The following is a 12,952-nucleotide window of genomic DNA, read 5'->3' as shown; positions in this document are numbered from 1 at the left end:
CGGATGCGGGTGAGCGCGAGGAAGTCGAAGCGCCGGGACTCGCTCTGCGCGTCCTGCAGCGCGCGCAGCCAGTCGGCGACGGGCCGGGCGCTGTCGACGCGGGCGCGGGTCGGGATGGTGTTGATGAACATGCCGACCATGGACTCCACGCCGGGCAGGTCGGCCGGGCGCCCGGAGACCGTGGTGCCGAACAGCACGTCGTCGACGCCCGCCCAGCGGGCGAGCAGCAGCGCCCACGCGCCCTGCACCGCGGTGTTGACGGTCACCCCGGCGGCGCGGACCGCGGCGCTCAGGGCGGCGGTCTCCTCCGCGTCCAGCGCGAACCGGACCGACTCGCTGGACTCGGTGCGGTGCGCCTGCTCGGGCCGCCGGTCGTAGGGCAGCGCGAACGGGCTGTCCACATCGGACAAGACGGAGCGCCAGTGCGCGTCCGCGGCCTCGGTGTCGCGCTCGGCGAGCCAGCGCAGGTAGTCGCGGAACGGCCTGCGGGCCTGCGCGGCGGCCGGGACGCCCTCGGTGATGGCGCGGTAGTGCTCGCGGATCTCGGCGAACACCTGCCCGGTGCTCCAGCCGTCCAGCAGCACGTGGTGGGTCGACCAGACCACCGCGACCCGGTCGTCGGCCAGCCGGGCGATGGCCACGCGCAGCAGCGGAGCCCGGCCGAGGTCGAACCCGGCCGCCCGGTCCTCGGCGACCAGGTCGGCGAGCGCGGCGTCGCGGTCCGGCAGCCCGCGCAGGTCCCGGTGCAGCACGTCGAGCCGGACGCCGCGGTGGACGACCTGGACCGGCTCGTCGACGCCCTCCCACACCACGGAGGTCCGCAGCACGGGCGTGCGGTCCACGACCCGCTGGAACGCCTCGGCCAGCGCGTGCGGGTCGTGGACGTCGTCGAGCACCAGCCGGACCTGGTCGACGTAGGCGGTGCCGGAGGGGTCGACCAGGCCGTGGAAGACCATGCCCGCCTGCAGCGGGGTCAGCGGGTAGATGTCCTCGACGCCGGAGCCGTCGCCCGCGATCCGGTCCACCTGGGCCTGGGTGAGCCGGGCGAGCGGGAAGTCCGACGGGGTGCGCCCGCCTGCGCCGGGCCGGGCGCAGTGCTCGGCGATGCCGGCGAGGGCGTCGGCCATCCGTCCCGCCAGCCGGGCGACGGTGGCCTCATCGTGGGCCTCCGGCGAGTACTCCCAGGTCAGTACCAGCTCTCCGGCCTCGACCACGCCGGTGATGTCGAACAGGAAGTCCCGGTTGGCCGCTGGGTCCACTTCGGACCCCGGCGTCGGGTGCGTCGTGCCCGCGTCGAAGCGGCCGTGGTAGTTCAGGCACACCTGCGGCAGGGGTCCGCCCAGGCCGCTTCCGGGGCGCAGGTAGCGCAGCGCCTCGTAGCTCAGCCCCTTGCGCGGGATGGCGCGCACCTGCTCCTTCACTGCCTTGAGCACCGAGCCCCAGTCCCCGTCGGGCAGGGTCAGCCCGACGGGGAACTGGGTGGTGAACCAGCCGACTGTGGTCGACAGGTCCACGCCGGGGATGACGTCCTCGCGGCCGTGGCCCTCCAGGGTGACGGCGACGTCGGCGCGTCCGGTCCACTCGGCCAGGGTCCGGCCGAGCGCGCTCAGCAGCACGTCGTTGACCTGGGTCTGGTAGAGCGCGGGCACCCGGGTCAGCAGGGCGTCGGTGGTGTCGCGGTCGACGCGGACGGTGATCCGCCCGGCCGCGCCCGCGCGGGTCGGTCCGTCGTGGTCCCTCGGCAGCGGCACGGGCTCGGGGGTCGCGGCCCAGTGCGGCAGGTCGTCGTCGAAGCCGCCCGCGCCGACGTGCTCGGCGAGCAGGTGGGCCCACTGCGGGTAGGGGGTGCCGACCGGCGTCAGGCTGACGGGTTTGCCGTCGCGCAGCTGCTCGTAGGCGGTGCGCAGGTCCTCGACGACGATGCGCCAGGACACGGCGTCGACCACGAGGTGGTGGGCGATCAGCAGCAGCCGCGCGCTGCCCTCGACGTCGACCAGCGCCGCGTGCAGCACCGGTCCGTGCTCGATGTCGAGCCCGTCGCGCGCCGCGTCCGCGTAGGCGTCCAGGTCGGAGACGGTGGGGCGGTGCAGCGGAACCGGGTCGGCGACGGGGTGCTGCCGCCATTCGCCGTCGGTCCGGTGGAACCGCATGCGCAGCGCGTCGTGGTGGGCGACGACGGCGGCCAGGGCCTCGGCCAGCAGGTCCGGGTCGGCGGTGGTCTCCACGTGCAGGGTCATGGCGAACCGGGCGCGCGGGCCGTGCGCGGCGAAGAACCAGTGCTGGATCGGGGTGAGCGGGGCGGGCCCGGTCCGGGTCGGGGCGGCGGGCTCGGCGGCGCGGGTGACCGCGGTGGCGAGGTCGGCGATGGTCTGGTGGGCGAAGACGTCGCGCGAGGTGAGCGCGAGCCCGGCCCGCCGGGCGCGCGAGACGATCTGGATGCTGAGGATGGAGTCGCCGCCGATGGCGAAGAAGTTGTCCGTCACGCCGACCCGGTCGAGGCCGAGCACGTCGGCCCAGATCCCGGCCAGCAGGGACTCGGTCGCGCCGCGCGGGGCGACGTGGTCGGCGGCGTGGCGGTCGGGCTCGGGGAGGGCGCGGCGGTCGAGCTTGCCGTTGGGGGTCAGCGGCAGCCGGTCGAGCCGGACGAACGCGGCGGGCACCATGTGCTCCGGCAGCGTCCGCCGCACCTCGGCGCGCAGGGCGGCCGGGTCCTCGTCGCCGACGACGTAGGCGACGAGCCTGCGGTGGCCGCCGTCCTCGCGGACCACCACGGCGGCCTCGCGGGCGCCCGCGGCGACCAGCGCCGCCTCGATCTCGCCCGGCTCGATCCGGAACCCGCGGACCTTCACCTGGTCGTCGGCGCGGCCGAGGTAGTCCAGCCTGCCGTCGGCGGTCCAGCGGGCCAGGTCCCCGGTGCGGTACATGCGCTCGCCCTGGCCGCCGAACGGGTCGGGCGGGAACCGCTCGGCGGTCAGCCCCGGCCTGCCCAGGTAGCCGCGGGCCAGCTGCGGGCCCGCGAGGTACAGCTCGCCCGGGACGCCGGGCGGCACCGGCCGCAGGCGGGCGTCGAGCACGTAGGCGCGCAGGTTGCGCAGCGGCCTGCCGATGACCGGCCGGTCGCCGGTGACGGGCGTGGACACCGCGTCGACGGTGGCCTCGGTGGGGCCGTAGAAGTTGTAGGCGGCGGTGTCCGGCGCGGCCGCCAGCTCCCGCCAGAGCGCGTCGTCGATGGCCTCGCCGCCCACCATCAGCACGGCGGGCCGGTGGCGCGGATCGGTCAGCAGGCCCTCGGGTAAGAGCTGGCGCAGGTAGGACGGGGTGAGGTCGAGGAAGTCGATCCGGCGGGCGGCCACGTGCTCGACGAGCGCGGCCGGGTCCATGCGGATCTCGTCGGGCAGCAGGTGCAGCTCGTGGCCGTCGGCCATGAGCACCGGGCCCTCCCACGAGGTGTCGAAGGAGAACACCGCGGTGAGCGCGACGCGGAGCCTGCGCCCGCCCGCGGCGGCCACGAAGTCCGCCCGGTGGTTGTGCAGCAGGTTGACCATGCTCCGGTGCTCCACCGCCACGCCCTTGGGCAGGCCGGTGGACCCGGAGGTGTAGACGACGTAGGCGGTGTTGTCCGGGCGCAGCCCGACGTCCGGGTCGGTGTCCGGCAGCCCGTCGGTCTCCAGTGGACGGTCGATGACGAGCACCGCGCCCGAGTCCGCGACCAGGTGCGCGCGCCGCTGCGCGGGCAGCGCCGGGTCGACCGGCAGGTACACCCCGCCCGCCTTGAGCACGGCGAGCTGCGCGACCACGGCGTCGACGCCGCGCGGCAGCGACACCGCGACCACCCGCTCCGGCCCCGCGCCCTCGGCGATGACGCGGTGGGCCAGCCGGTTGGCGCGGGCGTTCAGCTCGGTGTAGGTCAGCGACTCGGTCCCGCAGACCAGGGCGACCGCGTCCGGGGTGCGCCGGGCCTGCGCCTCGAACAGCGCGGGGAAGGTGGTCTCCGGCACGGGCAGCGCGGGCCCGGCCCAGTCGCGCGTGACGGCCTGCCGCTCGGCGGGGGTCAGCCAGGGCAGCTCGTCGAGTGGCCGGTCCGGCGCGTCGGCGATGGCGCCGAGCAGCACGGTGAGCCGGTCGGCGAGCGCGCGCACGGTGGCGGCGTCGTACAGGTCGGTGCGGTACTCCAGCACGCAGTCGAGCCGGTCGGGCCGCTCGGTGAACTCGACGCTGAGGTCGAAGTTCGCCGCCCAGCGCCGCAGTTCCACCTCGGCCACCGCCAGCCCGGGGAACTCCGGCAGGCCGCGCTGGGCGTTCTGGAGCATGACGAGCACGTCGAACAGCGGGTTGCGGCCAGGGTCGCGGGGCGCGCCGACGGCCTCGACCAGCCGGTCGAACGGCGCGGCGGCGTGCGTGAACGCCGTCAGCGCGGTGTCGCGGACGGTTCCGAGGAAGTCGGCGAAGGTGCGCTGCTCGTCCACAGTGGAGCGCAGGACGACGGTGTCGGCGAAGAAGCCGACCACGCGGTGCAGTTCCGCGCGGTCGCGGCCCGCGGTGATGGTGCCCAGCGCGACGTCGTCCTGCCCGGCGTACCGGGAGAAGAGCACCTGGCAGGCCGCCATGAGCACGGTGAACAGGGTCGTGTCGTGCGCCCTGGCCAGCGCGGCGAGCCGGGCGGCGAGCTCGCCGGGAACGGCGAGGTGCTCCGCGGCGCCGTCGGTGGACCGCACGGGCGGGCGCGGGCGGTCGGTCGGCAGGTCGAGCGGGGTGACCCCGGCGAGCGCCCGCCGCCAGTAGGCGACGTGCTCGTCCATGGCCGGGCCGGTGAGCTGCCGCTGCTGCCAGGCCGCGAAGTCGCCGTAGCGCGGGCCGTCCTGCACCGGGGGGCGACCGGCGTAGGCGGCGGCCAGGTCCTCCAGCAGGACCGTGAGGGACCAGCCGTCGACGACGATGTGGTGCGCGCTGAGCAGCAGCACGTGCTCGCGGTCGCCGAGCCGGACCAGCGCGGCGCGCAGCAGGGGACCCTCGCGCAGGTCGAACGGCCGGGAGAACTCGGCTTCGAGCACGTCGTCCAGGTCGCCGTCCGCGAGGTCGATCCGGTGCAGGTGGACCGGCGAGGGCGGGTGCACGATCTGCACCGGACTGCCGTCGGCCTCGTCGAAGGTCGTGCGCAGGATGTCGTGCGCGGCGACGACGGCGTCGAGCGCGGCGCCCAGGGCGGTCACGTCGAGCGCGCCGGTCAGCCGCAGGGCGACACCGCTGTTGTAGTCGGCGCCGCCGGGGGTGAACTGGCTGAGGAACCACAGCCGCTGCTGCGCGGAGGACAGCGGCAGCGGCGTGTCGCGCGGCGCGGGCGGGATGGCGTCCGGCGCGGCGGCGCGCGTGCCCGCCAGCCGCTCGGCGAGCCGGGCCCGCAGGTGCTCGGGCAGGGCGTCGCGGCGGCGCTCTCTCGATGAGGTCATGGGGCGGGGTGTCCTTCCGGCTGCTGGTCGCCGAGTCGGGCCAGTTCTTCCAGTTCGCGCAGCACGTGGTCCTCGACGCGCTCGGCGAGCGCGCGGACGGTGCGGGCGGTGAGCACGTCGCGCGGGGTGAGGCGCAGGTCGAACGCCGCGTTGGCGCGGGCGGTCACGTGCAGGCTGAGGATCGAGTCGCCGCCGAGGTCGAAGAAGCTGTCCTCGACGCCGACGCGCGGGACGCCCAGCACCTCCGACCAGATGAGGGCGAGGGTGCGTTCGGCGTCGGTCTCCGGCGGGACGTGCGTGTCGGGGGTGAAGTCCGGGTCGGGCAGGGCGCGGCGGTCCAGCTTCCCGGACCGGGTCAGCGGCAGCCGGTCGAGCGCCATCACGGCCGCCGGGACCATGTGCTCGGGCAGGACCGCCGCGACGGCCCGGCGCAGCGGCGCGGGATCGAGGCTGGCGGGGACGACGTAGGCCAGGAGCCTGCCGTCGCGGGCGATCACCGCGGTCTCGGCGACCCCGGGCTGGGCGGCGATGACGGCCTCGACCTCGCCCGGCTCGATCCGGAAGCCGCGGATCTTCACCTGCTGGTCGGTGCGGCCGAGGTACTCCAGCGCGCCGTCTCGCGTCCAGCGCACCAGGTCGCCCGTGCGGTACATCCGCGTGCCGGGCGCCCCGAACGGGTCGGCGACGAACCGCTCCGCCGTCATGCCGGGCCGGTTGAGGTAGCCGCGCGCGAGCTGGACGCCCGCGAGGTACAGCTCGCCCGGGGCGCCGGGCGGGGCCGGGGCCAGGTCGGCGTCGAGCACGCGCAGCCGGGTGTTCCAGACCGGGCGGCCGATGGGCACGGTCTCCTCCCCCGGCGCGCACGCCCAGTGGGTGACGTCCACCGACGCCTCGGTGGGCCCGTACAGGTTGTGCAGTTCGGCGGGGACCCGGGCGTGGAAGTCGGCAGCCAGGTCGGCGGGGAGCGCCTCGCCGCTGCACAGGACGCGGCGCAGGCCCGAGCACGCCGTCAGGTCCGCGTGCCGCAGGAACGCCCGCAGCATCGACGGGACGAAGTGGACGGTCGTGACCGACTCGGCGCGGATCACCTCGGCGATGTGGTGCGGGTCGCGGTGCCCGTCCGGGGCGGCGAGCACCAGCGCGGCCCCGGTGATCAGCGGCCAGAAGAACTCCCACACCGAGACGTCGAAGCTCGCCGGGGTCTTCTGCAGCACGCGGTCGCCCGCGTCGAGCCGGAACCGGTCCTGCGTCCACAGCAGCCGGTTGACGATGCCCGCGTGCGGCACGACGACGCCCTTCGGCGTGCCGGTCGAGCCGGAGGTGTAGATGACGTACGCGGCGTTCGCCCCGGTCACCCCCGGGTCCAGCGGGCTCGCGGGCCGGTCGGCGGTGTCCATCACTACCGCGGGGTCGTCGAGCACGGTGACCGCGTCGGCGTCGGACACCAGGAAGGCGATGCGCTCGGCGGGCAGGTCCGGATCGATCGGCAGGTAGGCCGCGCCCGACTTGAGCACCGCCAGCAGCGCCACGACCAGTTCGGGCGACCGGGGCAGCCGGACCGCGACGACCCGTTCCGGGCCCGCGCCGAGGGCGACCAGCCGGTGGGCGAGGCGGTTGGCGTGGGCGGACAGCTCCGCGTACGTCCAGCGGACCCCGCCCGCGACCAGGGCGAGCGCGTCCGGCGTCCGGTTGGCCTGCGCGTCGAGCAGGGCGACGAGTGTGGTGTCGGGCACCGGCACGGCGGTGTCGTTCCATGCGTCCAGCACGCGCTCGCGGTCGCCGGGGGTGAGGGCGTGGACGCGGGCGAGCGGGCGGGCGGGGTCGGCGACGAGTTCCCGCAGCAGGTGCGCGAGGCGGTCGGCGAGCCCGCGCACGGTGTCGGCGTCGAACAGGCCGGGTTCGTAGCCGAACACCAGGCGCAGCCGGGCGGCCGGGTAGGCGGTCACGGTGAGCGGGAAGTTGGTCCGCTCGGCCGCGGTCATCCCGCGCACGCCCGGGATGGCCTCGGCGGGGTAGTTCTCGAAGATGACGGCGCTGTCGAACAGCTCGACGCCGCGCGGGACGTCGGTGTGCCCGCGCAGGTCCGCGATGGCGGTGTGCTCGAACCGGCGGGCCTCGGCCTGGCCGCGCTGCACCCCGCGCAGCCAGTCGGCGACCGGCGTGCCGCCGTCGACCTCGGCGACGACGGGCAGGGTGTTGACGAACATGCCGATGATGGCGTCCACGCCGGGCAGGTCGGCTGGCCTGCCGGAGACGGTCGTGCCGAAGCACACCCGCTTGTGCCCGCTGTGGGCGGACAGCAGCAGCGCCCACGCGCCGAGCACGACCGTGCCGGTGGTCAGGCCGTGCGCGCGGGCGAAGGCGTCCAGCGCCGCCGAGTCCTCTTCGGACAGCGTGGTCTCCGTGTGGGCGGTCGTGCTGGGTTCGTCGACCGACGCGCGCGGGCGGTCGCAGGGCAGCGGGGTCGGGGCGGTGATGCCCGCCAGCACGCCGCGCCAGTGCTCGGCGGCCTCGGCCGGGTCCTGGCGGGCGAGGTGGCGCAGGTGGTCGGCGAACGGGGGCCGCTCGGGCAGGTCCCGGCCCGCGTGCGCGGCGGCGACGTCGGCGAGCACGCCGAACGCGCTCCACCCGTCGAGCAGCACGTGGTGGAACGTCCACAGCACCTGGACCTCGGTGGCGGACAGGCGTGCGACGGAGACCCGCGTCAGCGGGGCGGCGGCGAGGTCGAAGGGCTCGGCGTCGCGCTCGATGAGGTCGGCCAGGCACGCCTCGCGGTCCTGCCCGGTCCAGTCGAGCAGGGTCACCGGCACGGTCGCCCGCTCGTGCACGACCAGGACGGGTTCGGGCACGTCCTCCCACACCACGGCGGAGCGCAGCACCGGCGTCTCGTCCACGACCCGCTGCCAGGCCGCGGCGTAGGCGGCCGGGTCGGGGACGCCGTCGAGGACGAACGCCAGCTGCTGGAAGTAGGTCCCCGGCCGGGACAGGCCGTGGAAGACCATGCCCGCCTGCATCGGCGTCAGCGGCAGGATGTCGGCGACGCCGGGGGTGGCCAGCCGGTCGACGGTGGCGGCGTCCAGGGCGACGAGCGGGAAGTCCGACGGGGTGCGGCCGTGGGCGCCCGCGCACTCGGCGACGATCGCGCGCACCGCGGACAGCATCGCCTCGGCGAGCCGGGTGACGGTGGCGGCGTCGTGCAGCGCCTCGCTGTAGTGCCAGGTGATGGCGAGGCGGTCGGTCACGACGGCGTTCACGTCGAGCACGTGGGGGCGCGGTGAGTCGGGGTGCGCGTCGAGGGCGAGTCCGCCGTCGACACAGCCGAGGTAGTTGAACGCCACCTCGGGGTCGGTCCCGGTCACGACGCCCGCGATGTGCCGCAGCGCGCCGTATCCGATGCCGCGGTGCGGCACGGCGCGTAACCGCTCCTTGACCGCCTTGAGCGCGCCGGGCCAGCCCGCGCCTCGGGGCGCGTCGAGGGTGACCGGGTAGAGGGTGGTGAACCAGCCGACCGTGCGGGTGAGGTCCACGCCGTCGATGACGTCCTCCCGGCCGTGCCCCTCCAGGTGGACGGCGACCCGGTCGCGGCCGGTCCAGTCGGTGAGGACGGCGGACAGTGCGGTGAGCAGCACGTCCTCGGCCGTGGCCCGGTAGGCGGCGGGGATGTCGCGGAGGAGGGCGGCGGTCTCGGCGGGGTCGAGCTCGACGCGGACGGTCCGCTCCCCCGCCACGGTGTTCGCGCCGTCGCGGTCGCGGGGCACGGTCCCGTCGGGCGTCTCGGCCCAGTGCGCCCGCTCGGCGTCGAACCCGCCCGCCCGGGTGTGCTCGACGAGCCGGGTGGCCCACTCGCGGAAGGAGGTGGTGCGGGCGGGCAGCGCGACGGGCTCGCCTCGGGCGATCCGGTCGTAGGCCGTCCGCAGGTCCTCGGCGATGACGCGCCACGAGACGCCGTCGACCACGAGGTGGTGGGCGCGCAGCCGGGCGCCGGTGCCCACGGCGGTCGCGGTGAACAGCGGGCCGTGGCCGTTGACGTCACCGGCCTCCCCCGGCGGCGCGTTCACCTGCCGCCAGCCGGGCGTGAACCGCATCCGGAGGGCGTCGTGGTGCTCGACCAGCGCGTCGGCGGCGCGGGCCAGCGCCTCGGGGTCGACCGGGCCTCCGAGGTCGACGGTGATGCTCTGGTGGAACCACTCCGGGTGCGGGGACCCGGCCTCCAGGAACCAGCGCTGGATCGGGGTGAGCGGCGCGGGCCCCTCCACGGGCCCGGTAGGCCGCTCCACCGCGGCCCGCGCGTGCGGGGCGAGCGCGGCCACGGTCTGGTGCTCGAAGATGTCCCGCGAGGTCACCGCCAACCCGGCGGCGCGGGCGGCGGAGACGGCCCGGATGCTCAGGATCGAGTCGCCGCCGAGCGCGAAGAAGTTGTCCCGCACCCCGACCCGGGAAGCCCCCAGCACGGACGCGAACACCTCGGCGAGGGTGGCCTCGACGGGGGTGCGCGGGGCCAGGTAGCCGCTGCGGACCGGCTCGGCGACCGCGGCGCCGGTCTCGCCCCCGGACCACTCGGCCAGGGTGCGCAGCAGGCGGTCGGGTTCGGTGGTGATCGCGCGGAGCACGCCGTCGATGGCCGCCGCGAGGTCGGCGATCCTGGGCTCGTCGAACAGGGCGGCGTCGTACTCCAGGGTCATGGCCAGGGCGTCGCCGCGCGGCCAGAACTCGACGGCCAGGTCGAAGCGGGCGGCGGGGCGGGGCAGGTCGTGCTCGGCGAAGCGGACGCCGCCGGACTCCGTCTCCGCGACGACGGGCTGGTGCAGGGCCACCGCGGCCTGCACCAGCGGGGTCCTGGCCGGGTCCCGTGGCGGGTCGAGGTGGTCGACCACCTGGTCGAAGGGCACGTCGTCGTGGTCGAACGCGTCGAGCGCCGTGGTCCGCACCTGGTCGAGGAAGTCGCTGAACGGGAGGTTCGGGTCCACTGTGGAGCGCAGGACGACGGTGTTGACGAAGAAGCCCGCCACCCGGTCCAGCTCGGGCCTGGGCCTGCCCGCGCGGACCGCGCCGACGGCGATGTCGCGGCTGCCGGACACCGCGGCCAGCAGGAGCTGCACGGCGGCGGTGAGCGTCATGAACAGCGTGGCGTCATGGGCGGCACCCACGGCGCGGAGTGCCCGTACGAGGTCCGCGGGCACCTCACGGCGGTGCACGGCGCCCGCGGCGACACGCGCGGGCGGGCGGGGGCGGTCGGTCGGGAGGTCGAGCGGGCGCAGCCCGTCCAGGCGGTCCCGCCAGAAGGCGAGGTCGGCCGTCCAGTCGCGCCGTCCGGCCTGCCACACCGCGTAGTCCGGGTACTGGACGGGAAGCGGGGCGAGGTCGGCGGGCGGCCCGCCGGTCTCCTCGCCGTACAGCGCGGCCAGCTCGGCGGTGAGCACGCCCGCCGACCACCCGTCGGTCACGAGGTGGTGCTGCGCCAGCACCAGGACGTGCTCGTCGGCGGCGAGCGGGACCAACGCCGCCCGTGTGGTCGGCCCGGCGAGCGGGTCCACCGGCTCCACCGTGACGCTCGCGGCCGTGTGCAGCGGCAGCCGACCGCTCGGGGCGACGACCTGCACCACCTCGCCGTCCACCAGCTCGAAGGTCGTGCGCAGCGCGTCGTGCCGGTCCGCGAGCCGGTCGAGCGCGCGCTGGAGGGCGGCGCGGTCCAGCGGGCCGCTCAGCCGGACCCCGATGCCGGTGGCGTTCACCGCGCTGCCCGCGGTCTGCTCCGCCAGCCACAGCCTGCGCTGCACGGGCGCCAGCGGGAACGGCCCGGTCCTCGGTGCCCGCGGGATGGGCGCCTGCGCCGCGGCGGTCTCCGGCAGCGCGGCGGCGATGGCGGCGACGGTGCGCCGGTCGAACAGCGCCCGGCCGGACAGCCGGACCCCGAGATCGGCGACCAACCGCGCCCGGACGCGCTCGGCCAGGATCGAGTCGCCGCCCAGGGCGAAGAAGTCGTCGTCGACGCTCACCGCGTCCACGCCGAGGATGTCGGCCCACACAGCGGCGACCGCGCGCTCGCGGTCGTCCCGCGGCGGCACGTGTCCGGCCGGTCGGGCGCCGATCTCCGGCGCGGGCAGCGCGTTACGGTCGAGCTTCCCGTTGGGGCTCAACGGGAACTCGTCGAGCACGACCACGGCGGCGGGCACCATGAAGTCCGGGAGGGTCGCGGCCACCCGCTCCCGCAGGCCCTCCGGCTCGGGCCGCCCGCCCGCCGCCGGGGTGACGTAGGCGACCAGGCGCTTGAGGCCCGCCTCGGTGCGCGGCACGACCACCGCCTGGCCGACCGCGGGGTCAGCGGCGAGGACCGCCTCGATCTCGCCCGGCTCGATCCGGTAGCCGCGGATCTTCACCTGGTGGTCGGCGCGGCCGACGAACTCCAGGCCCTCCGGGCCCCGGCGCACCACGTCGCCGGTCCGGTACATCCGCGCGCCGGGCGGGCCCGCCGGGTCGGGCAGGAACCGCTGCGCGGTCAGCCCCGGTCTGCGCAGGTAGCCGCGGGCCAGGCCGACGCCCGCCACGTACAGTTCCCCCGCCGCGCCGTCGGGGACCGGGCGCAGGTCGTCGTCCAGGACGTGCGCGCGGGTCCCGGTGATCGGCAGGCCGATGGGCGGCGGGGTGTCCCGAGGGGACAGCGGCTCGCTCCACGTGGACACCACGGTCGACTCCGTGGGGCCGTAGGCGTTGATCATGCGGCGGCCCGGAGCCCAGCGCCGCACCAGCTCGGCGGTGCAGGCGTCGCCCCCGACGATCAGCGTGCGCAGGTCGGGCAGGTCGACGTCGGGCACCGTGGCCAGGGCGACCGGCGGGATCAGCGCGTGGCTGACCCGGTTCGCGGTGAGCACGTCGGCCAGGTGGTCGCCGACCAGCGGGCCCGGCTCGGGCACGACGAGCGCGGCCCCCGACGGCAGCGCCATGGCCAGTTCCAGCACCGAGGCGTCGAAGCTGGGCGAGGAGAACTGGAGCACCCGGTCGCCGGGGCGCACCGCGAACCGCTCGATCTCCGCCCTGGCGAAGGTGGCCAGGCCGCGGTGGGTGACCACGACGCCCTTCGGACGGCCCGTCGATCCGGAGGTGTAGATGACGTAGGCGGGCTGGTCGGGCTCCGGGCGGCGGCCCGGGTCCTCGACAGGACCGTCCATGGTGGTCACCAGGTCGGGGTCGTCGAGCACGACCTGGGGGCGGGCGTCGTCGAGCATGGCGCGGATGCGCTCGGGCGGGTAGCCGGGGTCGACCGGGAGGTAGGCCGCGCCCGCCTTGAGCGTGCCGAGCTGCGCCGCCACGATCGCCGCCGACCTGGGCAGCACCAGCGCGACGATGGACTCCGGGCCCGCGCCCGCGGCGATCAGCCGGTGCGCGACGCGGTTGGACCAGGTGTCGAGGTCGCGGTAGGACACTGTGCCGCGCGCATCGATGATGGCGGGTTCCGACGGCGCGCGGCGCACCTGGGCAGCGAAGAGGTCGAGGAGGGTTTCTGGCAC

Annotated in this window: 2 protein-coding genes (1 of these 2 only partly in view); both read right to left on the bottom strand. The window is 75.9% G+C overall.

What is annotated here, in order from left to right; genetic code table 11:
* Positions 1 to 5,447 carry the start of a non-ribosomal peptide synthase/polyketide synthase gene (locus Actkin_RS14725; protein ID WP_258907638.1) on the bottom strand. It extends 14,128 nt beyond the left edge of the window, so the window shows 5,447 of its 19,575 coding nt (coding positions 1-5,447); it begins with the start codon at positions 5,445 to 5,447; its stop codon lies off the left edge, out of view.
* Positions 5,444 to 12,952, bottom strand: a complete 7,509-nt coding sequence (locus Actkin_RS14720; RefSeq protein ID WP_258907637.1) for a non-ribosomal peptide synthetase — start codon at positions 12,950 to 12,952, stop codon at positions 5,444 to 5,446. Before Actkin_RS14720 ends, Actkin_RS14725 begins: the two co-directional genes overlap by 4 nt.

Source organism: Actinokineospora sp. UTMC 2448, assembly GCF_024760565.1.
Classification (GTDB): Bacteria; Actinomycetota; Actinomycetes; order Mycobacteriales; family Pseudonocardiaceae; genus Actinokineospora; species Actinokineospora fastidiosa.
This window is presented reverse-complemented; position numbering and strand designations above follow the sequence as displayed.